Origin of the sequence: Brevundimonas sp. NPDC007368 (genome assembly GCF_042869015.1) — a bacterium.
Classification (GTDB): Bacteria; Pseudomonadota; Alphaproteobacteria; order Caulobacterales; family Caulobacteraceae; genus Brevundimonas.
Genome location: NZ_JBIAFA010000002.1, coordinates 490,557 through 515,468 on the forward strand (window position 1 = coordinate 490,557; position 24,912 = coordinate 515,468).

Annotated in this window: 25 protein-coding genes and 1 tRNA gene; 14 read left to right on the plus strand and 12 right to left on the minus strand. The window is 66.5% G+C overall.

The genetic code is table 11. The annotated features are described in order from the left end of the window. Positions 1-23: 23 nt before the first annotated feature. Entirely contained in the window at positions 24-713 is a 690-nt protein-coding gene (locus ACFYLW_RS06055; RefSeq protein ID WP_312062735.1) for a TetR/AcrR family transcriptional regulator, read from the minus strand. 67 nt (positions 714-780) lie between these two features. Between ACFYLW_RS06055 and ACFYLW_RS06060 the strand changes: the two genes are divergently transcribed. The 3 genes from ACFYLW_RS06060 to ACFYLW_RS06070 are packed head-to-tail and all read left to right on the plus strand — an operon-like array spanning position 781 to position 3,915. Next, complete coding sequence (locus ACFYLW_RS06060; RefSeq protein WP_312062736.1) at positions 781-2,187, plus strand: glycosyltransferase family 2 protein; 1,407 nt, start codon at positions 781-783, stop codon at positions 2,185-2,187. A 17-nt stretch (positions 2,188-2,204) separates the two neighbouring features. Next, complete coding sequence (locus ACFYLW_RS06065; protein WP_312062738.1) at positions 2,205-3,101, plus strand: class I SAM-dependent methyltransferase; 897 nt, start codon at positions 2,205-2,207, stop codon at positions 3,099-3,101. Position 3,102: 1 nt separating this feature from the next. Beyond that, the gene (locus ACFYLW_RS06070; RefSeq protein ID WP_312062739.1) at positions 3,103-3,915 is read left to right on the plus strand and encodes an RNA methyltransferase; all 813 of its coding nucleotides are present in this window, start codon (positions 3,103-3,105) and stop codon (positions 3,913-3,915) included. Positions 3,916-3,922: 7 nt separating this feature from the next. On the opposite strand, the gene ACFYLW_RS06075 is transcribed toward ACFYLW_RS06070, so the two are convergent. Next, positions 3,923-5,212 (minus strand): MFS transporter, encoded by a 1,290-nt coding sequence (locus ACFYLW_RS06075; RefSeq protein ID WP_312062740.1) that lies wholly within the window; start codon positions 5,210-5,212, stop codon positions 3,923-3,925. Positions 5,213-5,272: 60 nt separating this feature from the next. Continuing rightward, positions 5,273-7,708 (minus strand): ATP-dependent helicase HrpB, encoded by a 2,436-nt coding sequence (gene hrpB, locus ACFYLW_RS06080; RefSeq protein WP_312062742.1) that lies wholly within the window; start codon positions 7,706-7,708, stop codon positions 5,273-5,275. A 155-nt stretch (positions 7,709-7,863) separates the two neighbouring features. On the opposite strand from hrpB, the gene ACFYLW_RS06085 reads away from it, so the two are divergent. Then, positions 7,864-9,522, plus strand: coding sequence for an amino acid permease (locus ACFYLW_RS06085; RefSeq protein WP_292082841.1), 1,659 nt, complete (start codon positions 7,864-7,866; stop codon positions 9,520-9,522). Between the two features lie 156 nt (positions 9,523-9,678). Beyond that, positions 9,679-9,763 (plus strand) — tRNA-Leu (locus tag ACFYLW_RS06090). 6 nt (positions 9,764-9,769) lie between these two features. Here ACFYLW_RS06090 and ACFYLW_RS06095 read toward each other — a convergent pair. Next, entirely contained in the window at positions 9,770-10,594 is an 825-nt protein-coding gene (locus tag ACFYLW_RS06095; protein ID WP_312062744.1) for an NAD(P)H-hydrate dehydratase, read from the minus strand. Positions 10,595-10,714: 120 nt separating this feature from the next. Between ACFYLW_RS06095 and ACFYLW_RS06100 the strand changes: the two genes are divergently transcribed. The 3 genes from ACFYLW_RS06100 to ACFYLW_RS06110 all read left to right on the plus strand — a co-directional run bounded on the left by ACFYLW_RS06100 (position 10,715) and on the right by ACFYLW_RS06110 (position 12,904). After that, positions 10,715-11,053: a P-II family nitrogen regulator gene (locus tag ACFYLW_RS06100; protein ID WP_292082843.1), complete on the plus strand. Its 339-nt coding sequence runs from the start codon at positions 10,715-10,717 to the stop codon at positions 11,051-11,053. 72 nt (positions 11,054-11,125) lie between these two features. After that, positions 11,126-12,535 carry a type I glutamate--ammonia ligase gene (glnA, locus tag ACFYLW_RS06105; protein ID WP_292082845.1) on the plus strand — a complete coding sequence of 470 codons (1,410 nt, stop codon included), beginning with the start codon at positions 11,126-11,128 and terminating at the stop codon, positions 12,533-12,535. Positions 12,536-12,658: 123 nt separating this feature from the next. Then, positions 12,659-12,904: a hypothetical protein gene (locus ACFYLW_RS06110; protein WP_312062745.1), complete on the plus strand. Its 246-nt coding sequence runs from the start codon at positions 12,659-12,661 to the stop codon at positions 12,902-12,904. A gap of 97 nt (positions 12,905-13,001) precedes the next feature. On the opposite strand, the gene tatC is transcribed toward ACFYLW_RS06110, so the two are convergent. From tatC to ACFYLW_RS06125, 3 genes are read right to left on the minus strand one after another with little or no spacing between them, the layout of a single operon-like run. Then, positions 13,002-13,886: a twin-arginine translocase subunit TatC gene (gene tatC / locus ACFYLW_RS06115; RefSeq protein ID WP_312062746.1), complete on the minus strand. Its 885-nt coding sequence runs from the start codon at positions 13,884-13,886 to the stop codon at positions 13,002-13,004. Further along, entirely contained in the window at positions 13,883-14,446 is a 564-nt protein-coding gene (gene tatB / locus ACFYLW_RS06120; protein WP_312062748.1) for a Sec-independent protein translocase protein TatB, read from the minus strand. The genes tatC and tatB overlap by 4 nt, the downstream gene beginning before the upstream one ends. 25 nt (positions 14,447-14,471) lie before the next feature. Further along, positions 14,472-14,690, minus strand: a complete 219-nt coding sequence (locus ACFYLW_RS06125; protein WP_292082851.1) for a twin-arginine translocase TatA/TatE family subunit — start codon at positions 14,688-14,690, stop codon at positions 14,472-14,474. Between the two features lie 110 nt (positions 14,691-14,800). Here ACFYLW_RS06125 and rnhA point away from each other — a divergent pair, with 110 nt between their 5' ends. Further along, positions 14,801-15,253 carry a ribonuclease HI gene (gene rnhA / locus ACFYLW_RS06130; protein WP_312062749.1) on the plus strand — a complete coding sequence of 151 codons (453 nt, stop codon included), beginning with the start codon at positions 14,801-14,803 and terminating at the stop codon, positions 15,251-15,253. Positions 15,254-15,256: 3 nt separating this feature from the next. On the opposite strand, the gene ACFYLW_RS06135 is transcribed toward rnhA, so the two are convergent. The 3 genes from ACFYLW_RS06135 to ACFYLW_RS06145 are packed head-to-tail and all read right to left on the minus strand — an operon-like array spanning position 15,257 to position 17,234. After that, positions 15,257-15,715: an NfeD family protein gene (locus ACFYLW_RS06135; protein WP_312062750.1), complete on the minus strand. Its 459-nt coding sequence runs from the start codon at positions 15,713-15,715 to the stop codon at positions 15,257-15,259. A 3-nt stretch (positions 15,716-15,718) separates the two neighbouring features. Further along, positions 15,719-16,741, minus strand: coding sequence for an SPFH domain-containing protein (locus ACFYLW_RS06140; RefSeq protein ID WP_292082854.1), 1,023 nt, complete (start codon positions 16,739-16,741; stop codon positions 15,719-15,721). A 25-nt stretch (positions 16,742-16,766) separates the two neighbouring features. Further along, positions 16,767-17,234 carry an NUDIX hydrolase gene (locus tag ACFYLW_RS06145; protein ID WP_312061968.1) on the minus strand — a complete coding sequence of 156 codons (468 nt, stop codon included), beginning with the start codon at positions 17,232-17,234 and terminating at the stop codon, positions 16,767-16,769. 77 nt (positions 17,235-17,311) lie between these two features. Here ACFYLW_RS06145 and ACFYLW_RS06150 point away from each other — a divergent pair, with 77 nt between their 5' ends. The 4 genes from ACFYLW_RS06150 to ACFYLW_RS06165 all read left to right on the plus strand — a co-directional run bounded on the left by ACFYLW_RS06150 (position 17,312) and on the right by ACFYLW_RS06165 (position 21,508). Continuing rightward, positions 17,312-18,715 (plus strand): FAD-binding oxidoreductase, encoded by a 1,404-nt coding sequence (locus ACFYLW_RS06150; protein ID WP_312061967.1) that lies wholly within the window; start codon positions 17,312-17,314, stop codon positions 18,713-18,715. Positions 18,716-18,809: 94 nt separating this feature from the next. Further along, positions 18,810-19,583: a peroxide stress protein YaaA gene (gene yaaA, locus ACFYLW_RS06155; RefSeq protein WP_312061965.1), complete on the plus strand. Its 774-nt coding sequence runs from the start codon at positions 18,810-18,812 to the stop codon at positions 19,581-19,583. Positions 19,584-19,647: 64 nt separating this feature from the next. Beyond that, positions 19,648-20,445 carry a 3-hydroxybutyrate dehydrogenase gene (locus ACFYLW_RS06160; RefSeq protein WP_292082860.1) on the plus strand — a complete coding sequence of 266 codons (798 nt, stop codon included), beginning with the start codon at positions 19,648-19,650 and terminating at the stop codon, positions 20,443-20,445. A 19-nt stretch (positions 20,446-20,464) separates the two neighbouring features. Next, on the plus strand, positions 20,465-21,508 hold the full coding sequence (locus ACFYLW_RS06165; RefSeq protein ID WP_292083368.1) for a patatin-like phospholipase family protein: 1,044 nt from the start codon (positions 20,465-20,467) through the stop codon (positions 21,506-21,508). On the opposite strand, the gene ACFYLW_RS06170 is transcribed toward ACFYLW_RS06165, so the two are convergent. Both ACFYLW_RS06170 and ACFYLW_RS06175 read right to left on the minus strand, forming a co-directional pair. Continuing rightward, a complete protein-coding gene (locus ACFYLW_RS06170) occupies positions 21,505-22,428 on the minus strand; it encodes an L-threonylcarbamoyladenylate synthase (RefSeq protein ID WP_312061962.1) in 924 nt (307 codons plus the stop codon). The genes ACFYLW_RS06165 and ACFYLW_RS06170 overlap by 4 nt on opposite strands. Next, the gene (locus tag ACFYLW_RS06175; protein ID WP_312061960.1) at positions 22,425-22,976 is read right to left on the minus strand and encodes a cytochrome b; all 552 of its coding nucleotides are present in this window, start codon (positions 22,974-22,976) and stop codon (positions 22,425-22,427) included. Before ACFYLW_RS06175 ends, ACFYLW_RS06170 begins: the two co-directional genes overlap by 4 nt. A 122-nt stretch (positions 22,977-23,098) precedes the next feature. Between ACFYLW_RS06175 and ACFYLW_RS06180 the strand changes: the two genes are divergently transcribed. After that, on the plus strand, positions 23,099-24,883 hold the full coding sequence (locus ACFYLW_RS06180) for an acyl-CoA dehydrogenase (protein ID WP_312061958.1): 1,785 nt from the start codon (positions 23,099-23,101) through the stop codon (positions 24,881-24,883). Positions 24,884-24,912: the final 29 nt, after the last annotated feature.

Below are 24,912 nucleotides of genomic sequence, written 5' to 3' on the forward strand. Positions count from 1 at the left end.
CATGAGGACGGCGCGCGTCTGAATCACGATTGGAGCAGCCCCGCGAACAGAGCGTCCATCTGGACGCGGACCAGTTCATCGCGATCCACCCAATCAAAATAGGGCTTGGTGATCATAAGGGAAACAATGCCGTGCCCGCTGGCCCAGATCACCTGGGCGATGGCGCGGGGATCGCCCTTCATTCGCCCGGTGGCCACCGCCTCCTCCACCACAGACGTAAAGGACCGAAACAGTTCGAAGCCCGTCTCCTGCGCCACCGTCTCGGCGCCCTCGCGCGCCTCAACCGGCCGAGTGAGATAGGTCAGGCGGTAGGCGTTCGGGTTGTCGAAGCCGAAGCGCACATATCCTTCGATCATCCTCCGTAACCGAACATCGGCAGGCGCCGGTTCCGCCGTGATCCCTTCATGGGTCGCGATCAGAGTCTCGAAGGCGCCGCGACAAATTTCGTGCAGGATCGCGGCCTTGTCAGGGAAGTGCATGTAGAGCGCCGTCGATGACAAACCGACCTCATCCGCGATCTTGCGGATAGTCGCCCCCTCATAACCATGCTCGACAAAAATGCGCTCCGCCGCAGCCAGGATTTCCGCGCGTCGCGCATAGCCTTCACCCTTGGGCTTGCGCGCTGATCGGGGCGTGGGGAGCAATGAACCGGGCAATCCAGACTCCATGGCTAGGATCCCCGCTTGAATAGCTGGAATGGCTGAGTCCGCCAATCGCTTGCACTCAAAGAACAATGATCTTAACAAATTCGCATTTGCAGCGGGTCGGGGGACTTCGCCCATGCGCAACAGACAAGTTCAAGGAAAAGCCAACCATACGGCATGCGCCGCGCGGACCACAGTAACGCGCGCTCAACTCATTGTTTTTTCGGGGTCGATCGCAGGGTTAGTCGCCAGCTTATTCCTGTCACCCTACATCGCGCCCCTGATCCTGACCGCCATACAACTCGGCTTTCTGAGCGTCGCCGGATGGCGGCTCATGACATTGCTGACACGGCTTCCCTCGAGCCCCCAGCATCCTGCTCCTGCCATTTGGCCTCGGTATACAATCATCGCGGCTCTCTATGACGAAGCGGCCGTCTTGCCCCAACTGGTCGAGCGTCTTGGCCGGATAGACTACCCCGAAGACCGTCTTGAGGGTTTCCTTGCTCTGGAGGCCGACGACAGCGTCACTATCGCCGCTGCCTTGGCGACCGAGCGCCCAGATTGGTTGAAGGTGCTGATCGTTCCGCCAGGCTCGCCGAACACAAAGCCCCGCGCGTTGAACTTCGCCCTGTCAGTCGCAAGCGGCGATCTGGTGACAATCTATGACGCCGAGGACGACCCGGACCCTCTCCAGCTTCGAGAGGCCGCCGCTCGTTTCGCGGTCGAAGAAAAGGACCTGGTATGTCTTCAGGCGCCGCTACGCATTCAGCGACGCGACAAACGTAACAGCGCATCGCCCTTCCTGGATGTACAGTTCGCAGCGGAGTACGCCGCGCTTTTTGAGGTGACCCTGCCAGCCATGGCGGCCTTGGGCCTGCCGTTTCCGCTTGGAGGGACCAGCAATCATTTCCGCGCCTCAGCTCTTCGCGCTCTCGGCGGTTGGGATGCCTGGAACGTGACGGAAGACGCCGACCTCGGTTTCCGTATCTGGCGTTCCGGAGGACGCATGGGGATGCTGGAGCGTCCGACATATGAAACGCCGCCCGGCGCCTTGCGGCTCTGGTTGCCCCAACGTACGCGCTGGCTAAAGGGACATCTGCAGACACTGGCGGTTCATACTCGCAGCCTGGGCGGAATGGGATGGCGTGGCTGGTCCGCCCTGGGCCTGACCCTTGGCGCAGGCTGCGCCTCTGCCGCCATCCATGCCGCTTCTTTCGCATGGATCGGCGTCGTGGCGCTGGCGTCGATTGTCAGCGGCCAGCTTCCGCCTGCACCTCCATTGGGAATGAGCGTGCTGATAGCCGGTGTGGCGACAGCATGGCTGGCCAAGCTGACGGGAGCGCGCCGCGCCGGCGTTCGCTACGGATTAAGGGAAATGGCCGCGTCGCCTGCCTACTGGTGCCTGCTCAGTCTGGCGTTCGTTCATGCAGCCTTTCGGCTCGTTACTGAACCTCACCGATGGGACAAAACTCCCCACTCTCCCGACGTCGCGCCCCTCGAAGACATCAATGACGCCGTGGGTGCTGGACGAGCAGCCGCCTGAGCGCCTATCAGCCGCACATGGCTCCCGTTCTCTCCTCCACGCCCGAAACCCTCGTCACGCGAGGCTGGTCGGACTACGCCCTGATCGACAGCGGCGACGGTCGCAAGCTGGAGCGGTATGGCCGCTACACCGTCGTTCGCCCCGAGCCTCAGTGTTTCTGGAAGGCCCACCACGAAACCGCCTTCGAGCAGGCCAACGCCATGTTCGACCCGCAGCAGGAGGAAGAGGATTCCGGCCGCTGGCGCTTCGACCAGCACGGCCCGATCGACGCCTTTCCCCTGAAATGGCGCGACGTGCGTTTCATGGGGCGCTTCACCCCCTTCCGCCACCTGGCCTTCTTCCCCGAGCAGGCAGCCAACTGGGATTGGCTGGACGCGCGCGTTCGCACCCTGCAGCAACCCAGGATCCTGAACCTGTTCGGCTACACCGGCGTGGCCAGCCTGGCCTGTTCGGCGGCGGGCGCCCACGTCACGCACGTCGATGCTTCCAAGAAGTCGGTCGCCTATGCCCGTGAGAACGCCGAGCTGTCGGGTCTGTCCGACCGACCGATCCGCTGGATCGTCGAGGACGCCCGCAAGTTCGTGGCGCGCGAGGTCCGTCGCGGTTCGAAGTACGACGGCATCATCTTGGACCCGCCGAAATACGGACGCGGCGCCAATGGCGAGGTCTGGCGCCTGTTCGAGGACATGCCGGATCTGCTGAAGGACTGCGCGGCCCTGCTATCCGACGACGCCTCTTTCCTGCTGCTGAACGCCTATGCGGCGCGGATTTCCGGCCTGTCGCTGGCCCACATTATGGCTGAGGCGACCCATGATCGCGGCGGGCGCATCGACTGGGGTGAACTAGCCCTGTCCGAGGACGGCAAGGACGCCCGCGCCATCGGCCTCAGCTTCTTCGCGCGCTGGAGCGCCTGACATGGTCGAGCGCGTCATCACCTCCCTGACCAACGACACCATCAAGTCGGTCCGCGCCCTGCACATGCGCAAGGAACGCGACCTGAGCGGCCGCTTCCTGGCCGAGGGCCTGAAATTCATCGGCGAAGCCCTGGATCAGGGCCGCGCTCCGGTCATGCTGCTGGTCGGCGACGAAGCTCGCCCTCACCCCCTGCTGGATCGCGCCAAGGCCGAGACGGTCAGGGCCGGCGGTCAGATCATAGTCGTCACCCACGCCATCCTCGAAAAGATCAGCCGTCGCGACAATCCTCAGACCGTGCTGGGCGTGTTCGAGCAGGTCTATACGCCGCTGGACGCCATCCAGCCCGAGGCCAAACCCTGCTGGGTGGCGCTGGAGCAGGTGCGCGATCCGGGCAACCTCGGCACCATCATCCGCACGGCGGATTCCGCCGGCTGCGGCGGGGTCATCCTGATCGGCGACTGTGTCGACCCCTTCTCGGTCGAGGCCGTGCGCGCCACCATGGGCTCGGTCTTCGCCGTCTCCATCAGCAAGGCGACGCGTGGGGAATTCCTGGCCTGGCGCGCCAAGTGGCCGGGCAGCGTCATCGGCACCCGTCTGGACGCGAAGCATGGCTACCGCGACAGCCCCGTGCGGCATCCGGCCCTGATCATGATGGGCAACGAACAGGCCGGGCTGACCGATGAACTGGCCGCCGCCTGTGACCTGAACGTCAAGATCCCCATGCGAGGCCGGGCGGACAGCCTGAACCTGGCCATCGCCACCGGCATCATGGTCTATGCCGTGACCGACGCGGCCTACGGCACAGACATCTAGTCTCTGGCTACGCCTCGCCGTCCGTCTTGATCTGATTCATGCCCAGCAGGGCCAAGATGGTCAGGACGGCGGCGACAGCCAGATAGGCGCCCACAGCCTGCAAGCCGTAATGTCCGGCCAGCCAGGTCGCCGCGAACGGCGCCAGCGAGGCGCCGAGAATCCCTGCCAGATTGAAGGTCATCGACGCCCCGGTATAACGCACCGCCGTCGGGAAGGGCCGCGCCAAGGCCGCGCCCAGCGGGCCATAGGTGCAGCCCATCAGGCTGAAGCCGATGATGAAGAAGGCCACCACTCCGGCCAGCCCGCCGCTGCCGAACAGCGGCGCCAGCACCAGGCCGAACAGGGCGATGGCGATGGACGTCGCCAGCAGGGTCCGCCCCTGCCCCCAGCGATCCGCCGCCAGCGCCGCCAGCGGGATGAAAAGACCGAAGAAGCAAACGCCCAGCAACTGGATCGGCAGGAACTGCTCGCGGGTATAGCCCATGGCCGTCGTGCCCCAGCCCAGGGCGAAGACGGTCATCAGGTAAAACAGGACAAAGGTCGCCATCCCCGCCAGCGTTCCGGTCAGCAGGGCGAACTTGTGCCGCGCCAGCAGGGTCAGGATCGGCGTCTCGACCCGCTCGGCCTTGTCGATGGTCTTCTTGAACTCGGGCGTTTCGGTGATGCGCAGCCGAACCCACAGGCCGACGAAGACCAGCAGTGAGCTGGCGATGAAGGGAATGCGCCAGCCCCAGCTCAGGAATTGCTCATTCGGCAGAGTCGCCGTCAGGATGATGAAGCTCAGGGTCGACAGAATAAAGCCGATCGGCGCGCCCAGCTGCGGGAACATGCCGTACCAGGCCTTCTTGCCCGGCGGCGCGTTCTCGGTGGCCAGCAGCACCGCGCCGCCCCACTCGCCGCCCAGACCCAGGCCCTGACCGAACCGGCACAGGGCCAGCAGCAGGGGGGCGACCACGCCGACCGAATGCCAGGTCGGCAGCAGGCCGATCGCCACCGTCGACAGCCCCATCGTCATCAGGGCCGCGACCAGCGTCGCCTTGCGCCCCACCTTGTCGCCGAAATGGCCAAAGACGACCGCCCCGACCGGCCGCGCGAAGAAGGCGATGGAGAAGGTGGCGAAGGACGACAGCATGGCCGTCGTCGCGTCCTCCCCGGGGAAGAAGAGGGCCGGAAACACCAGCACCGCCGCCGTCGCGTAGATGTAGAAGTCAAAGAACTCGATCGTGGTGCCGATGAGGCTGGCGAACAGAATTCTCCGTTTGGAGGCGGTAGGCGGTGAGAGTGCAGCGTCGGCCACGCGAAATCCTTGCATTGCTGCAAGGTCATTGCGCCGCGCCGCAACACCCCGTCAAGCCAGTCAGGTTCCGCGCGGCTTGGCTCGGCTGGTCGCCTCGGCGTTGGCGGGGTCTTCCGGCCAGGGGTGGCGCGGATAGCGACCGCGCATCTCGCTGCGCACCGCCGCCCATGAGCCGCTCCAGAAGCCCGGCAGGTCCTTGGTCACCTGCACCGGCCGCCGCGCCGGGGACAGCAAGGATAGCGTCAGCGGCACGCGCCCGCCGCCGACCGTGGGATGCGCCTTCACTCCGAACAGTTCCTGAACCCGGATTTCGACGCGCGGCCCGCCCTCGGCGGCGTAGTCGATGCTGGCCGACCCCAGCGGCGTGGTCAGGCGCGGCGGGGCCAGGTCGTCCAGCTTGCGCTGCAAGTCCCAGGGGATCAGCCCCCGCAGGGCCTCGGCCAGCTTGCCGTCGCCGATGTCGCCCAGCGACCGCGCCCCGTCCAGCAGCGGCCACAGCCAGTCTTCGCGCTGGGCCAGCAGGCCCTCGGCCGACATATCCGGCCAGGTCGAATCCAGCCCATGCAGGAAGGCCAGTCGCGCCCGCAGCGCCGCGGCCTGCTCGCCCCAGTTCAGCGCCGACAACCCGCCCGCCTCGACCTCGGACTTCAGCGCCGCCGTCATGGTCGCCCGGTCCGGCGCGCCGATGACCTTTTCGTCCAGCACCAGGGCGCCGATCCGGCGAATCCGCCGGATCACCGGCTTACCCGAAGGCTCACGCGCCAAGCGGTCCTCGACCTCGATCCGGTGCGCCAGATCGGCCTCCAGCGTCGCCGCATCCAGCGCCGCCGCCAGACGGATACGGTCGCGTGCGTCGCCGCCGCCCAGTTCCGCCGCCGCCAGCCAAGGCTCGCGCGCCATATGCTCGGTCGGATCAAGGAAGGCCCCGCGCCCGGAGGCCAGCAGCACCTCGCCCGGCTTGCCCCGCGCCCGCGCGATCCGCTCGGGGAAGGCCTCGGCCAACAGCAGGCCCGCGTCCGCCTGGCCGCCTGCACCGCCGCCCGCCGCCCGGGCCCAGCGTTCAGCCAGCTTCATCGCGTCACGGGCGCGCGGCGAGCGATCCCGCTCCAGCCCCTTCAAGCGATCGTGCAGATCAACGGCGTTGCCGCCCAGACCCGGCTCGCTCAGCACCGCCGCGATCTTGGCCCCGCTCAGGGCGTCGTCCTGATCCGAGGCCACAGCCACCATGTGCGCCAGTCGCGGCGGCAGGGGGATGCGCGTCAGCCGCCGCCCATGCGCCGTCAGATCGCCCCTGGCGTCCAGCGCCCCCAGCCGGGTCAGCACCTTCCGCGCCTCGGCCAGCGCCCCGGCGGGCGGCGGGTCCAGCAGGGCCAATCCCTCGACCGACTTCGCGCCCCAACGCGCCAGGTCCAATGCAAAGGCGGTCAGGTCGGCTTCCTGAATCTCGGGCCGCTGATGCGGGATCAGACCCCGCGTCTGTTCCTCGTCCCACAGGCGATAGCAGACGCCCGGCTCGACACGGCCGGCTCGACCGCGCCTCTGCTCCGCCGACGACCGACTGACCTTGACCGTCGCCAATCTGGTCAGGCCGCTGGACGGCTCAAACCGCGGCACGCGCGACAGGCCGCCGTCGATCACCACCCGCACGCCTTCGATGGTCAGGCTGGTCTCGGCCACCGAGGTCGCCAGCACTACCTTCCGCCGTCCGGGCGGCGCCGGCTCGATGGCGCGGTCCTGCTCGCCCTTGTCCAGTGCGCCATAGAGGGCGACCACATCCACCGACGGATCGCGCAGCCGCTCATTCAAACGCTGAACCGTGCGGTGGATCTCGCCCTGCCCCGGCAGGAAGACCAACACCGACCCGCTCTGATCGCCCAGCGCCTGTATGACCGCCCGCGCCACGGCGTCCTCGAATCGGTCGGCGGCGTTTCGGCCCAGATAGAGGGTCTCGACCGGGAACATCCGCCCCTCGGCCTCAATCACCGGCGCGCCGTCGAGCAGTTTCGACACCCCCGCGATATCCAGCGTGGCCGACATGACCAGCAGCCGCAGGTCGTCGCGCAGCACCGACTGGCTCTCGCGCGCCAGGGCCAGTCCCAGATCGGCGTCCAGACTCCGTTCGTGGAATTCGTCGAACAGGACGGCGCCGACGCCTTCCAGCGCCGGGTCGTCGAGAATCATCCGCGTGAAGACGCCCTCGGTGATGACCTCGATCCGCGTTTCGGGGCCGACGCGGCTCTGCAGCCGGGTGCGGTAGCCGACGGTTTCGCCCGCCTTCTGACCCAGGCTCGCCGCCATCCGGTCGGCCGCCGCCCGCGCCGCCAGACGACGCGGTTCCAGAACCAGCACCTTGCCCTCGCCAAGCCATGCCTGATCCAGCAAGGCCAAGGGCACGACCGTAGTCTTGCCCGCCCCAGGCGGGGCGGCCAGGACGACCGCATTGGTCGCGGCCAAGGCCGCTTTCAGCGGCTCCAGTACGGCGTGAATCGGCAGCATCAGATGGGCTCTAGCCGCAACAGCACTGTTCACGAAAGCGTCGTCGTCGCTTCATCCAACCGAAACCGCGTTGCGCGCGGCTCTTCGGATGGTTAGCGTCCGCCCCCAAGAAGACGACCCGGGAGGGGTCGTTGCGTAATTGGGGGCGCGACTTCATGTCCGCAGACGGCGTAAAGCCAGCCGGCAACCGGCTATTTCTTAAAAAATCCATTGCCCAGATCCAGAAGGAAGCCGCCAAGAGCGAGCTGAAACGGACCCTGGGTCCGTTGAATCTGATGAGCCTGGGCATCGGCGCCATCATCGGCGCCGGCATCTTCGTGCTGACGGGTCAGGTGGCCTCGGCCAACGCCGGCCCGGCCATCATGCTGTCCTTCGTGGTCGCCGGCTTCGCCTGCGCCCTGGCGGGCCTTTGCTATGCCGAACTGGCTTCGACCATGCCGGTGTCCGGCTCGGCCTATACCTATGCCTACGGCACTCTGGGCGAGGTCTTCGCCTGGATCATGGGCTGGCTGCTGGTGCTGGAATACGGCGTCGCGGCCTCGACCGTCGCGGTCGGCTGGTCCGGCTATGTCGTGTCGATCATGAACGACTTCGGCCTCAGCGCCAGTCTGTTCCCGACAATCCAATATGCGGGCGGCGAAGGGCCCCAGTGGGCCACCCCCCTGGTCCAACTGGTCCAGAACGCCGGCGCGACCTCCTTCCCGATGACCGGCACCTTCAACCTGGTGGCGGCTGTCGGCATCGCCGCCGTGTGCGGCCTGCTGGTGCTGGGCGTGTCGGAATCGGCGAACATCAACAACGCCATCGTGGTCATCAAGATCATCGTCCTGCTGACCTTCATCGCCGTCGGCATCCAGTACATCAACCCGGACAACTGGGTCCCCTTCATCCCCGAGCCCACCGGCCAGGCCGGTCAGTTCGGCGTCGGCGGCATCTTCCGCGGCGCGGCCATCATCTTCTTCGCCTATGTGGGCTTTGAGGCGGTTTCGACCGCCGCCGCCGAAGCCAAGAACCCGTCCAAGGACGTGCCGATCGGGATCCTGGGCGCTCTGTTCGTCTGCACCCTGATCTACATGGCGGTGGCCGCCGTCATGACCGGCGTGGTGCCCTATCTGGAGCTGGCGTCGCCGGCTCCGATCGCCGTCGCCATCGACCGCATGGGTCTGGAGTGGGCCAATGTTCCGCTGGCGGCCTCGCCCAGCGGTCAGCTGAACCTGATCGCCTTCCTGATCAAGATCGGCGCCATCACCGGTCTGTCCTCGGTCATGCTGGTGCTCTGCTACGGCCAGACGCGCGTCTTCTACACCATGGCCCGCGACGGCCTGCTGCCGAAGTCCTTCGCCAAGGTCCATCCCAAGTTCCGCACGCCGTGGATCGGCACGATCGTCCTGGGCATCCTGATCGCCATCGCGGCGGCCTTCCTGCCCATCTCGATCCTGGGCGACCTGGTGTCGCTGGGCACCGCGACGGCCTTCGCCATCGTCTGCCTGTCGGTGATCGTCCTGCGCGTGAAGCACCCCGAGATGGAGCGTCCGTTCAAGGTGCCGGGCGGCATCTTCACCGCGGTTCTGGGCATCCTGGCCTGCCTCTTCCTGGCCAGCCAGAACCTGATCCCGATGTTCCAGCACGCCGCCGAGGACAACCCTCTGCCGCTGATGCTGCTCGGCGGTTACGCCGTCATCGGTGCGGTCATCTACGCCGCCTACGGCTTCTGGCACTCCAAGCTGGCCAAGGGCATCGACATCACCGAGGACGCCACGCTGGAAACGGCTGTGGAGGCCCTCGGCCACGGCGTCGACAACAAGAAGGACTGATCCCTTCGGGACAACCTTCATGGCCTCAAGCTGCGTAAGCGTGATAGGCTCAAAAAGAGAAAGGCCCCGGAGAAATCCGGGGCCTTTTTCCTATCCGGACTAACCTTGTCAGTTGCCCAATCCGCTGCCCTCGCCTACAGGCATTCGCCTACCTATGCGGATGTGGCGGAACTGGTAGACGCACCAGATTTAGGTTCTGGCGCCGAGAGGCGTGGAGGTTCGAGTCCTCTCATCCGCACCACGGGCTTCAGCCGGGATAGAGCTCGGCCAGCACCGGCGGGATCAGGTCCGGCAAGTCCTCGGCGATCAGCCCCGGCCCGAAACGATGCGCTGCATCCGCGTGCATCCAGACCGCCGCACAGGCCGCGTCGAAGCTGTCCATATGCTGGGCCAGCAGCCCGCCGATCATTCCGGCCAGAACGTCGCCGCTCCCCGCCGTCGCCAGCCAGGGAGCCCCGTTGCCGTTGACCACGCAGCGTCCGTCCGGCGCGGCGATCACGGTGGCGCTTCCCTTAAGCACCAGGACGCATCCCGCCCGCCTGGCGGCCTCCTGCGCGGCCGACGCGCGTCCCTCGGCCAACAGTTCCGGAAACAGACGCTCGAACTCGCCCTCGTGCGGGGTCAGGACGTCATCGCGATCCAGACTGGCGAACAGATCGCCCGGCCGGTCACGGAACAGGGTCAGGGCGTCGGCGTCGATCACCAGGGCCGCTCCCGTCCGCGCCAGCGCCGCCACATTGGCCGCCGTCGCCTCGGTCAGTCCCGCCGCCGGGCCGATCACCACGGCGTCCATCGGCTCGGCCAGCGCCGCCAGTTGATCGCCCGACACGAAGCTGGCCAGCATGACCGCCTCCAGCGCAGGCGCCAGCACCGGCGCAGCCTCGGGCGGACAGAAGACCTTCACCAGTCCCGCTCCGATTCTCAGCCCCGCGCGCGCCGCCAGCCTTGCAGCGCCCGTCGAATAAGCCCCGCCGGACACCACGCCGAGGCGCCCGCGCGCATGCTTGTGCGCCTCGGCGCCGGGCCAGGGCAGTCGGCTTTGCCATGTCGTGGGGTCGTTGATCGGGTTCATGATCGAATTCCGTTCACGGATGGCCTCTACGCACGAAAATTGCTTGCCTTATTGTGCGATGCAATGTCCCTTTACCCCCCGAGCGTCGGACCAACCAAGGGAGCCGGCTCGGGACTCGCCATGAAGAAGATTGAAGCCGTCATCAAGCCATTCAAGCTGGATGAAGTGAAAGACGCTCTCCAGGATATCGGAGTGCAGGGCATGACCGTGCTGGAGGCCAAGGGATATGGCCGCCAGAAAGGCCATTCCGAGCTTTATCGCGGCGCCGAGTACGTCATCGACTTCCTGCCCAAGATCAAGATCGAGGTCGTCGTGGCCGATGATCTGGCTCCGGCCGTGATTGACGCCATCCAGACCGCAGCCCGCACCGGCAAGATCGGCGACGGAAAGATCTTTGTTTCCTCGCTCGAGGACGTGATCCGCATCCGCACCGGCGAAACCGGCGCCCAGGCTATCTGACCCACCACCACGGCCGTCCCGCAAGGGCGGCCGCTTTTCGTTTCTCCTCCCCGAACTGACAGGACTTCGAGAATGAGCGCCGCCCAAAAGATCCTTCAAGAGATCAAGGAAAAAGACGTCCAGTACGTCGACATCCGTTTCACCGATACGCGCGGCCGCCTGCAGCACGTGACCTTCGATATCGACATGGTCGACGAAGATTTCCTGGAAGAAGGCACCATGTTCGACGGCTCGTCGATCGCGGGCTGGAAGGCCATCAACGAGTCCGACATGCTGCTCAAGCCGGACCTGTCGCGCGCCTACATCGACCCCTTCTACCAGCAGACGACGCTGTTCCTGTTCTGCGATGTCCTGAGCCCCGACACGGGCGAGCCCTACAACCGCGACAGCCGCTCGATGGCCAAGAAGGCCCTGGCCTATGTCCAGTCGTCGGGCGTGGGCGACGTGGTCTATTTCGGCCCGGAAGCCGAGTTCTTCATCTTCGACGACGTGCGCTGGAACACCGCCCCGCACAACACCGGCTACAGCTTCGACTCGATCGAACTGCCGTCCAACACCGGCGCTGAATACGCCGAGGGCAACCTGGGCCACCGTCCCGGTCACAAGGGCGGATACTTCCCGGTCAACCCGGTCGACTCCGCCCAGGACCTGCGCGGCGAGATGCTGGGCGTGATGAAGGACCTGGGCATGGACCCGGAGAAGCATCACCACGAGGTCGCCCCGGCGCAGCACGAACTGGGCCTGAAGTTCAGCGACCTGCTGACCATGGCCGACCGTCTGCAGCTCTACAAATACGTGATCCACAACGTGGCCGCGGCCTACGGCAAGTCGGCGACCTTCATGGCCAAGCCCATGTTCGCCGACAACGGCTCGGGCATGCACGTCCACATGTCGATCTGGAAGGACGGCAAGCCCCAGTTCGCCGGCGACAAGTACGCCGGGCTGTCGCAGGAATGTCTGTGGTACATCGGCGGCATCATCAAGCACGCCAAGGCCATCAACGCCTTCGCCAACTCGACCACCAACTCCTACAAGCGTCTGGTGCCCGGCTATGAAGCCCCGGTGAAACTGGCCTATTCGGCCAGCAACCGTTCGGCCTCGATCCGCATCCCGCACGTCTCCTCGCCCAAGGCCAAGCGTCTGGAAGCCCGCTTCCCCGACCCGATGGGCAACCCCTACCTGACCTTCGTGGCCCTGCTGATGGCGGGCCTGGACGGCATCGAGAACCGCATCGATCCGGGCGCGGCCGCCGACAAGAACCTCTACGACCTGCCGCCGGAAGAGCGCGGCTCGATCCCCGAGGTCGCCGGTTCGCTGAAGGAAGCTCTGGAAGCCCTCGACGCCGACCGCGCCTTCCTCAAGAAGGGCGGCGTCATGGATGACGACTTCATCGACAGCTACATCGCGCTGAAGTCGGAAGAAGTCGCCCGTCTGCAGCTGCACCCGCACCCGGTCGAGTTCGACATGTACTACAGCTGCTGATCTCCGGATCAGTCTGACGGTCAAGGCGCCGGACGGAAACGTTCGGCGCCTTTTTCATGGGCCGGAACGGCCGGGAACATCCTTCGCTGTGCGTGGTTGCCTCTCCCGAAGGAGAAGCCCGCCATGCCCGACAAACACGCCGACACCGACCGCTGGGGCGGCCCTGGCGCCAGCCATGAGAACCGGAACAAGGCTCGCCCCGATCCCTTGGTGAAAGACGCCGACGCCCCCGACCATCTGTCTCCGCGTAGCCAGATCTCAGGCGGAGGAGGCGAAGGCGACGTCCACAAGGGCCATTCCGCCAAGGCCAAGCACGAGAAGCGATCGACGTCACAAGAAAAGCGGCACGAACGGGACGGTCGACACTAGCCGATCTCGGCATCTCAATCGTGAAAACGGTCGGGCTACGTCGGCCAGAACGAACCAGCCAGCAGACCAGCCCAGATCAACGTCTTCTAGCAGATGGTCAGGCGGCGGCTTCGTCCGCGTCCGCCTTCTTGCGGCGCAGTTCAATGATGCGGACGCACCAGATCGAGACCTCGTAGAGGAGCACCATGGGCACGGCCAGCATCAGCTGGCTGATAGGGTCCGGCGGCGTGACCACGGCTGCGACCACGACCACGGCCACGATGGCGTAGCGACGGCCCTTGGCCATGACATGCGAACTGATGAGGCCCGCCAGTCCCAGCAGGGTCATGACGACCGGCAACTGGAAGCAAAGGCCGAAGGCCAGGATCAGAGCCGTCACCAGGTTCAGATAGTCCGACACCTTGGGCAACAGCTCGGCCGCAACGCCGTCGCCGATGATCTGCTGGCTCAGCGAGAACCACATGACGAACGGCAGCATGACATAATAGACCAGCGCCGCTCCCAGCAGAAACAGCACCGGCGCCGCGATCAGGAAGGGCAGGAAGGCGCCCTTCTCATTGCGATAAAGCCCCGGTGCGACGAAGCGGTACAATTGCCAGGCCAGAACCGGGAAGGCCACGATGACGGCGCCCAGACCGGCCAGCTTCATCTTGGTGAACAGGATTTCCAGCGGCGCCGTGTAAATCAGCTTGACGCTCTGGTGGTCCACATCGGGCACCGGGATCAGCCGCGCCGTCCCGAGGATCAGGTCGAACGGCGACACATGGCCGTGCGCCCCCACCGTCTGGTGAAAGGCGGCGGACACCACATAGGGCTGGACCAGAAAGAGGTAGAGCTTCTCGGAGAAGGCGAAGCAGCCGATGAAGGCGATCGCAAAGGCGACGACGCAGATCAACAGCCGCCCGCGCAGCTCGATCAGGTGATCCATCAGGGGCGCGCGCGAGGCCTCGATCTCGGCCTCGTCCCGGTCGAACGACGTCATTGATCGACCTTCTTCTTACGCACCGACTTGGGCTTGGATGCAACAGCCTCAGCCGCGACCGGCTTGGCCTTTGCAGTCTTGGCGGCGGTCTTGGCCGGGGCGCGCGCCGCCTTCGGCTTTGCAGCCGCCTTTATCTTGGGTTCAGCGACGATGGCCTCCGCAACCGGCTCAACCGCAGGCTGGAACTCGTCCGGCCACTCATCCACGCCGGTGGCGACAGGCGTCGCCAAAGCGGGCGCTGCCAGAGCCGGCGTATCGAGCGGCGCCTCCAGATCCTTGCGGATATCCTTGAAGGCCGCCTCGGCCTCGGCGCCGAGCGGGTGCATGCCCTGCCCCGACCGCAGCGCCTCGACCTCCTTGCGCAGGTCATCCAGCTCGGACTGGCGAGCCATTTCGTCGAAACTGGCGCGGAATTCGTTGGCCATGCCGCGCGCCTTGGCGACGAACTGACCGACCTTGCGCATCAGCATCGGCAAATCCTTGGGCCCCACGACAAGCAGGGCCACCAGACCGATGACAAGGATTTCGAACCCGCCGATTCCGGGGCCAAGACCACCCATGATTCAGCGTCTTTCTGCGACCGGCTTAGCGGTTCAGTTCTTCTTTTTCAGCCTCGGTGCGCGGCAGCGAGCTGACGCCTTCCTTCGGGCCCTTGGAATCAGTGTCGTCCTTCAGGCCGTCCTTGAAGGCGCGAATGCCCTTGGCGGCGTCGCCCATGATGCCGGACAGCTTGCCGCGTCCGCCGAAAAGGACCAGCACGACAACAACGACGATGGCCCAGTGCCAGATGCTCATGGAGCCCATGGCGTTACCTCCTCAAAGGGACCACGAACGCGGTCCCGTCCGACTGATTGTTGTGTGTCATATAGGCTGACTGATGGCGGCGCGCCAAGGGACGCTGTAGGCATCCCGCCATGAGTTTCGTCGATCACGTCATCATTCACACCGACGGCGCCTGCAAGGGCAATCCCGGTCCCGGCGGCTGGGGCGCCATTTTGCAGACCGGCGGCGGTCACGAGAAGGAATTGTGGGGCGGCGAGCCCAACACGACGAACAACCGCATGGAGTTGATGGCCGCCATCGCCGCGCTCGAGGCCCTGAAACGCCCCTGCCGCGTCGACCTGCACACCGACAGCAAATACGTCATGCAGGGCATCACCGAGTGGATCCGGGGCTGGAAGGCCCGCGGCTGGAAGACCGCTGACAAGAAGCCGGTCAAGAACGACGACCTGTGGCGCCGCCTGGACGAGGCCCGCAGCCGCCACGAGGTCAAATGGCACTGGGTCAAGGGTCACGCCGGCCACGTCCTGAATGAACGGGCCGACGCCCTGGCGAATCGCGGCGTCGACGAGATGCGACGCCGCTAAGCCTCAGACGGGGCGCACCCGCAGGCGCGGACCATCGACCGATTCGACCACCACGCTTTCGCCGGCCAGGGGCGCCGCGCCCTCGATTTCGGCCGGCCATTCGGCCCCCGAGACGAAGACCCGGCCGCGCCCCTCGACAAAGGCCTCGACGACCCGCGCCCGTTCACCGACCAAACGCAGGTCCCGGTCGTTGATGTCGGGCTCGTCGACGGGGTTCACCCGCTTGATCAGACGGCGCGACAGGACCGTCGAGGCCACGGTCAGGGCGGCGAATATCCCGATCTCGACCGGCAGGCCCAGATTGGGCGCCAGGGCTGAGATCAGCGCCACGATCCCGGCAGAGACCGCAGGCCACAGCAGCCACTCGGTCGAGGCCGCCGCCTCGATGGCCAGCAGGACCACGCCCACCGCCAACCACAGCCAGAAAGGCTGGGCGGCGTAGAGGTTCAGAATCCAGTCCATGCCCTACTCCGTGGTCGGCACGGCGCCGCCGGGGCGTCGCGGCGCGGGGCGCGCCGGCGCAGCGGGCGCCGGGGCAGGACGAGCGACCGCACGCGTCTCCGTGCGGACATGTTGCTGTTCCTTGGCCAGACCGACCAGTTCGCCCAGACCGGCGATAGTGCCGACCAGACCACCCATCTCGGCGGGGACGATGACCGTCTTCTGCTGCGGACTGCGAGCCAGTTCGGCGAAGGCTTCGACGTACTTCTGGGCCACGAAGTAGTTGATGGCGTTGACGTCGCCACGTGCGATGGCTTCCGACACCATGGCCGTCGCCTTGGCCTCGGCCTCGGCTTCACGCTCGCGGGCCTCGGCGTCGCGGAAGGCGGCTTCGCGGCGGCCCTCGGCCTCCAGGATCGCCGCCTGCTTGGCGCCCTCGGCGCGGGCGATGGCGGCCTGCTTCTCGCCGTCCGCCTCGGTGATGACGGCGCGGCGTTCGCGTTCGGCCTTCATCTGACGCGCCATGGCGTTGGTGATGTCGGTCGGCGGGGTCAGGTCCTTGATCTCGATGCGGTTGGCCTTGACGCCCCACGGCTCGGTCGCGGCGTCGATGACGTGCAGCAGGCGGGTGTTGATGGCGTCGCGCTGTGACAGCACCTCATCCAGCTCCATCGAGCCGACCACGGTCCGCAGATTGGTCATGCAGAGCTGGGCGATAGCGTAAGGCAGATCATCGACGCGATAGGCGGCGCGGGCTGCGTCCATCACCTGGATGAAGACGATGCCGTCCACCTTCACCATGGCGTTGTCCTTGGTGATGACCTCCTGGGTCGGGACGTCCAGCACCTGCTCCATCATGTTCATCCGCTTGCCGATGCGCTCGACGAACGGGGTCAGGATGCTGATGCCCGGCTTCAGCGTCTTGGTGTATTTGCCGAAGCGTTCCACCGTGAATTCACGGCCTTGCGGCACGATCTTGATGACGCTGAACAGGAAGATGATCGCGAAGGCCGCGAACATCACAAAGAAGATAATCGAGAAATCCATAAGCCCCTCCGGTTAGGAGACGAGCTTAACGGTCGCCCGGGCCCGACGCCACAGAATCCGGTTCAGCCAGGATGACAAGGCCGTCAGCGCGACGATCCGTCGCCATGGCGTGGGCCTCACGAAGGATGCGTCGCGTCTCGGACCAGTCGACACGCTGCAGCGCCTCCTCCAGCGGGAAGAAGGCCGCCTCGGCCGCGTCATCGCCCGCCACCGGCTGGCCGCAGGTCCAGACTGCGGCGTAGTCGATCAGCACATAATGCCGCCCCGCCTCAGGAAACAGGCCGTCCACCACGTCGATCAGGCCGATCAGTTCAGCCTCGACGCCGGTCTCCTCAAGCAGTTCGCGCAAAGCCGCGTCGGCCAGCCGTTCACCCGGCTCGATTCGCCCTCCCGGCAGACTCCATTCCCCCTGACGCGGCGGCGTGCCGCGACGGATCAGCAGGACTTCGTCGCCCTTGAGGCAGACCACGCCGACGGCCGGGGTCGGAATCATGTTTTCTCCGCAAACTGAGCCCTTGAAGGCAGGGTTTTGCGCTTCCACCACGCCGCGCCTTTTGCCACAAGGCGGATATGACCCTCCCCACGCCCGCCGCCCTCGAAGAGCTGAAATCCGCCCTGGCCGGTGCCTGGACCCAGGACGCCGAAGACATGGCGCCCTGGCTGACCGAATGGCGCGGGCGTTGGACGGGCGAGACGCCCATCCTGCTGCAGCCACGCACGACCGAGGAAGTGGCCAAGGCCGTCGAGGTCTGCGCCCGCCACGGCGTCTCCGTCGTGACCCAGGGCGGCGGCACCGGCCTGGTCGGCGGCCAGATCCCGTTCGGCGAAGTCCTTTTGTCCACTCGCAAGCTGCGGACCGTGCGCGACGTGACGCCGCTGGACGACGCCATGACGCTGGAGGCCGGCGTGACCTTGCTGGAGGCCCAGCAACTGGCCAAGGAGAAGGACCGCTTCTTCCCCCTCAGTCTGGCGGCGGAAGGCTCGGCCACCATCGGCGGCGTCATCTCGACCAACGCCGGCGGCACGGCCGTCCTGCGCTACGGCATGATGCGCGATCTGGTGCTGGGGATCGAAGCCGTCATGCCTGACGGTCAGGTGTTCAACGGACTGAAGCGCCTGCGCAAGGACAACACCGGCTATGACCTGAAGCAGTTGTTCATCGGCGCCGAGGGCACCTTGGGCGTCGTCACAGCGGCGACGCTGAAGCTCTTCCCCATCATGCGCAGCCGCGCCACGGCCATTGTCGGCCTGGACAGCCACCACGCCGCCGTCGCCCTGCTGGCCCGCGCCAAGGCCGAGACCGGCGGCGGGGTCGAGGCCTTTGAGCTGATGAAGCGTCTCGGCATGGCTCTGGTGCTCAAGAACATTCCCGACACGCGCGAGCCGCTGGAGAGCACGCCCCCTTGGTACGTCCTGATCGAACTGACCTCGGGCGAGCCGGGCGGCGCCGATTCGGCCATGGAGCGCCTGCTGACCGGCGCCTTCGAGGAGGGTCTGATCAACGACGCCGCCATCGCCCAGAACGACGCTCAGAAGGCCGCCTTCTGGCGTCTGCGCGAGGAACACTCGGCGGCCCTCAAGCCCGAGGGCGGCGGCTGGAAGCACGACGTCTCGGTGCCGGTGTCCCAGATCGCCGACTTCATCGACGAGGCCACGGCGGCGGTCAAGAAATTCCACCCCGGCTGCCGCGTCTCGGTCTTCGGCCACGTCGGCGACGGCAACCTTCACTATGATGTGATCCCCGGCGTCGGCGAAGACGTGCCCGCCTTCATCGCCCGCTGGATGGAAGGCTCCGAAGTCGTCCACGACGTCGTCGCCCGCTACAACGGCTCCATCTCGGCGGAACACGGCCTGGGCCGCCTGAAAACCGACGAGGCGCGCCGCTACAAGTCGCCTCTGGAGATCGCCACCATGCGGGCGATCCGCCAGGCCATCGACCCGCAGCGGATCATGAACCCGGCCGTCCTCTTCTAGGTCATATGACCGGATGTGACGCCGCCGACAGTTCAAATCGTCACGGAAGCGGCCTATGAGGCCCGCTTCCCGATGCTTCGGAGCCTGTGTCGCCTTGCTGATCGTCCTGTCCCCGGCCAAACGGCTGGACTTCACGCCCCCCGCCGTCGACGTACCTGCGACCCCGCGTCGCTGCGCCGATGAAACCGCGGAACTGGCGAAAGTCACGAAGAAGCTGAGCCGCGCCGATCTGCGCCGCCTGATGTCGATCTCGGACGCCCTGGCCGACCTGAACTACGAGCGCTTCCAGTCCTTCGACAACGAGACCGCCGAAGGCGCGCTACAAGCCGTCTTCGCCTTCGCTGGCGACGTCTATGACGGGCTGGACGCGCGCTCTCTGGCCCCGGCTGATCTGACCTGGGCGCAAGACCATCTGCGCATCCTGTCGGGCTTCTACGGCCTGCTGCGCCCGCTGGACGCCATCCAGCCCTATCGGCTGGAGATGGGCACACGCCTGAAGACCCCGCGCGGCGCCAACCTGTACGACTTCTGGGGCGAGCGCATCTCGCTTCGCCTGAACGAAGACGCAGCCCCCCTGCCCGACCGGACTCTGGTGAACCTGGCCAGCCAGGAATATTTCGGCGCCGTCGACGCCAAGGCGCTGAAGCTGCCGCTCGTCACGCCCCACTTCAAGGAGCGCAAGGACGGAGAGGCCCGCATCATCTCCTTCTTCGCCAAGAAGGCGCGCGGCGCCATGGCCCGCTACGCTATCGAGAACCGCATTGAGAAGGCGGAGGATCTCAAGGCCTTCGACCGCGACGGCTATCGCTTCGACAAGACGCTTTCGACCAACGCGGACTGGATATTCATCAGAGAAGGAAATTCCTGATCGCCAGATTGAACGACTGCGGTTAGGCTGCGTTGCAGCAAACTAATCCACGGGTTCTCTCTGCATGTTCGCCATGAACGATCTCAAGGGCCAGGTCGCCGTCGTCTCCGGCTCGACCTCCGGCATCGGCCTTGCGCTGGCGCGCGCCGTCGCCCAATGCGGCGGCGACGTGGTGCTGAACGGCCTGGGTGATCCGACGGTCATAGAGCAGACCCGCGCTAATCTGGAGGCCGAGACGGGCGTTCGCGTCCTCTACCACCCCGCTGACATGACCCAGCCGGATCAGATCGCCGACATGGTCGCCACGGCGCATCGCGAACTGGGCCGCCTGGACATCCTGGTCAACAACGCCGGCATCCAGCACGTCGAGGCCGTCGAGAACTTCCCCGCCGATGCGTGGGAGAAGATCATTTCGATCAACCTGTCCTCGACCTTCTACGCCACCAAGGCGGCGATCCCGATCATGAAGGCCCAGGGGCGCGGCCGCATCGTCAACATCGCCTCGGCCCACGGCCTGGTCGCCAGCCCGTTCAAATCGGCCTATGTCGCCGCCAAGCACGGCGTGATCGGCTTCACCAAGACGGTGGCCCTGGAACTGGCCCAGCAGAACATCACCTGCAACGCCATCTGCCCTGGCTTCGTCGAGACCCCCATCGTCGCCAAACAGATCGAGGATCAGGCCCGCACGCGCGGCATGACGCCCGAGGACGTGATGAAGAACGTCATCCTCGGCTCGCAGCCGACCAAGCGCTTTGTCACGACCGACGAACTGGCGGGCATCTTCCTCTATCTGGTGTCCGACCTGGGCGCTTCGGCCAACGGCTCGCACTATTCCGTCGATGGCGGCTGGACCGCTCAATAGCGATCTGAACCTGGGGCGGATGATGGCCAAGTCGAAATCCCGCCCCGCCCGTCGCCCCATCTGCCTCGCGCTGCAAGGCGGCGGCTCGCACGGTGCCTTCCAGTGGGGCGTGCTGGATCGACTGCTGGAAGCGGACTTCCTCGACATCCGCGCCGTCACCGCCGCCTCCGCAGGGGCGATGAATGCGGCGGCCCTGATCACCGGACTGGAACAGGGCGGCGCCGAGGGCGCCCGCGTCGCCCTCGACAGGCTGTGGCGTGAGGTCAATCAGTCCGGCGGCCGAAACGTCTTCGGCGACAGCGCCATCTGGTCCAAGGCCCTGACGCCAGGCTGGCTGAAGGACAGCCCGATGTGGAAGGCAGGCGAGACGCTCGCCATGTCCATGAGCCCCTACGCCTTCAACCCCTTCAACCTGAACCCGTTGAAGCGCGTGCTGGAGACCGCCGTCGATTTCGACGCCGTTCGGGCCTCCCAAATCCAGTTGATCGTCTCGACCACGGCGGTGCGCGCCGGGCGCTCGCGTCTGTTCCGCTCGGCCGAGATCACCCCTGACGTTCTGCTGGCCTCGGCCTGTCTGCCCCACCTCTTCCACGCGGTCGAGATCGAGGGCGAGCCCTATTGGGACGGCGGCTATCTGGCCAATCCGGCGCTGTGGCCGCTGTTCTACGCCGACACGCCTGACGACATCCTGCTGCTGCCGCTCAACCCCTTCGTGCGCGACGAGGCCCCGCGAGAGGCGGGCGAGATCATGGATCGGCTGAACGAAATCCTGTTCAACGCGCCCCTAGTCGCCGAACTGCGCGCAGTCGCCTTCGTGCAGGACCTGATCGCCGAGGGCAAACTCAGCCGTACCGAGGATCGCCATCGCGCCGTCCGCATGCACGCGATCGAAGCCGACGACTGGCTGGGCAGTCTGTCGCTATCGACCAAGTTCGACACGGAATGGAGCTTCCTCAACGACCTGAAGTCGCGCGGGCGTCAGGCGGCTGAGCAATGGCTGAAAACCTGCGCGGCCCAGGTTGGCGAGGCCTCCAGCGTCGATCTGAAAGCCCGTTTCCTCTAGCCGACAAAGCCCGCCGCGCGGCGCAGTCGGTCGTTGATGGCCTCGCCCAACCCCTTGTGAGGGACCGGCGAGACGGCGATGCCGACCGGCCTGGTGCGGTCCGCCTCTCGCAGCAGGCGGAACAGATTGGCCGCCGCCTCGCGAAGGTCGCCGGTCGCGCTCAGGCTCCAGCGCGGTTCTCCGACGCCAGGGCCGAAGCCCAGCAGGATTTCACCTTCGTTCACCGCCTCGGCCTCGATCCGCACGGGGGCATCTGGGGCGTAGTGCAGGGCCAGGCGACCGGGTGAGCGATGCCCCTGCCCGTCTTCTTCCGCCAGCGGCCCGACTACGGCCTCGATCTCCTCGCGCGTCACCGATCCGGGACGCAGCAAGGCCACCCGACCGTCCAGCACTGAAACGACCGTGCTTTCCACCCCTACAGCGCAGGGGCCGCCGTCCACGGCGGCCCCAACCGACTGGCCGGTCTCCTCCAGCGCATCATCAAAAGTTGTCGGACTGGGACGGCCCGAGCGGTTGGCCGAGGGCGCCACCACGGCCCCGCTGAAGGCCGCGATCACGGCGCGCGCGCGCGGATGACCCGGCACACGCACGGCGACGCTGTCCAGTCCGGCGCGGGCCAGATCACAGACCCGCTCGCGGTCGCGCACCGGCGCCACAATGGTCAACGGGCCAGGCCAGAACGCCTCGGCCAGCGCCCTCGCTCGCTCGTCAAAGACAGCGATCATCTCGGCGTCCAGGGCGTTGGCGACGTGGGCGATCAAGGGGTTGAAGCGCGGTCTTCCCTTGGCCTCGAAGATGCGCGCCACCGCCTGCGGGTTCGAGGCGTCGGCCGCCAGCCCATACACCGTCTCGGTCGGCAACATGACCAGCCGTCCGGTCTTCAGCGCCTCGGCGGCGATCTCGGGGGTGTCGCCCTTCATGGCCGGCGCGGGATCAGGGGGATCATGCGGTGCAGCACATTGTCCCGATTGATGAACTGGTGCTTCAGCGCGCCGACAACGTGCAGGGCGATCAGCAGATAGAGCAGCTTGGCCACCGCCCCGTGAGCGTCCATGAACTGGCCCGCCGCCTCGCGTCCGCCGCCGACCGGCAGCAGGGGCCACTGGAACAGGCCGAACCAGCTGATGTCACGCCCCGCCGCCGACGACGCCAGCCATCCGGTCAGCGGCATGGCCAGCAGCACGACGTAGAAGGCGATCTGGGTCGTCCGCGCCAGAATCCGCTCCCATTGCGGCATCTCGACCGGAAGTGCGATCAGCGGATTGGCCAGCCGCCAGCCGATTCGGCCCAAGGTCAGGACAAGGATGGTCAGGCCGACCGCCTTGTGGACCTGCAAGAATTCGCGCGACAACGGCCCCTCGGTCGCGTCGTGAGCCATGATCAGCAGCACTTGGGCGACCACAGCCAGAGCGATGACCCAGTGCAGGATCAGCGACACGGTAGAGTAGCGATTGCGAGGTTCGGCCAAGGGTCTTTCCTTCCGCGACGGCACTAGGCCACAGAGTGGCGGAACCTCGACCAAAGTCCAAGCGCCCTTGCATCCTCGACGCCTCGGGCGTCAGAAGCAGTTTGAAGATTCTGGAGACCGCCATGAGCTACCGCGCCCCCGTCCGTGACCTCGCCTTCGCCCTGGAAGCCGTCGCCGGCATTGATCAGGTCGCCGCCACCGGCGCGTTTGCCGACTACGACGCCGACGTCATGGGCGCGGTGCTGGAGGCCGCCGGTCAGTTCTCGGAACAGGTGCTGGCCCCGCTGAACCGTCCCGGCGACCTGGCCGGCGCCAAGTACGCCAATGGCGCCGTCACCGCCGCCCCCGGCTTCGCCGACGCCTATCGCCAGTTCGCCGAGGGCGGCTGGACTGGCCTGACCGCCTCGGTAGAGGCCGGCGGCCAGGCACTGCCCAAGGCGCTGGAGCTGGCGGCCTATGAAACCGTCCACGCCGCCAACATGGCGTTCGGCCTTTGCCCCATGCTGTCGCTGGCCTCCATCGAGGCGCTGGAAGCCGTGGGCGCCGAGCATCAGAAGGCCACCTACCTGCCCAAGCTGGTCTCGGGCGAATGGACCGGCGCCATGGTGCTGACCGAGCCGCACGCCGGTTCGGATCTGGGCGCCCTGACCACCACGGCCACGCCGAACGGCGACGGGACCTATGCCCTGAACGGCCAGAAGATCTTCATCACCTGGGGCGACCACGACGCCACGGACAACATCGTCCATCTGGTGCTGGCCCGCCTGCCCGACGCCCCCGCCGGCCCCAAGGGCATCAGCCTGTTCCTGACGCCCAAGTTCGCGGTCAACGCCGACGGCTCGCTGGGCGAACGCAACGCCTTCCACCCGGTCGGCGTCGAGCACAAGCTGGGCATCCACGCCTCGCCCACCTGCGTCATGGCCTATGAAGGCGCCCGCGCCGAACTGGTCGGCCGCCCTAACGAGGGCTTGGCCCACATGTTCGTGATGATGAACGCCGCCCGCCTGGCCGTGGGCGTCGAGGGCGTCGGCGTGGCCGAGCGCGCCTATCAGCACGCCCTGGCCTATGCTCTGGAGCGCCGTCAGGGCCGCAGCATCTGGACCGGCGAAAAGAACGCCCCGATCTTCGACCACCCCGACGTGCGCCGCACCCTGGGCGTCATGAAGGCCAAGATCGCAGCCGCCCGCGCCATCTGCCTGTCCACCGGCGTCGCCGCCGACCTGGCCAAACACGCCGCCACCGAGGCCGAGCGCAAGCTGTGGAAGGGCCGCGAAGACCTGTTCACCCCCATCGCCAAGGCCTGGTCCACCGACGTCGGCTGCGAAGTCGCCTCGCTGGGCGTTCAGGTCCACGGCGGCATGGGCTTCATTGAGGAAACCGGCGCGGCCCAATACTACCGCGACGCCCGCATCACCCCGATCTACGAGGGCACCAACGGCATCCAGGCCATGGACCTGGTCGGCCGCAAGCTGTCGATGGACGGCGGCGACTCGGCCAAGGCCCTGATCGAGGACATGAAGGCCACCTTGGCCCAGATCGATCGCCTCTACACCGGCAAGCCCGTCGAGCGCTTCGCCACGGCCATTGAGGCCGTCGAGGACGCCACCCTGTGGCTGCTGGACCGCAAGGCCGCCGCAGACGGCGCCGCCGACGTTCTGGCCGGCGCAGACGCCTATCTGAAGCTGATGGGCGACGTGGTCGGCGGCTGGATGCTGGCCAAGGGCGCCCTGGCCGCCAAGGCCCGCCTCGACGCCGGCGCCGGCGATCCGGTCTGGCTGCAAGGCAAGCTGGACCTCTACGAACTCTACGCCGCCAACGTGCTCGGCCACGTCTCCAGCCGCCTGGCCGCTGTCGGTCAGGGCGGCGAACTGCTGCAAGGCCTGAGCGTAGAAGCTCTGGCGGGCTAACGCTCACCGTCACCCCGGAAGGCGCGCAG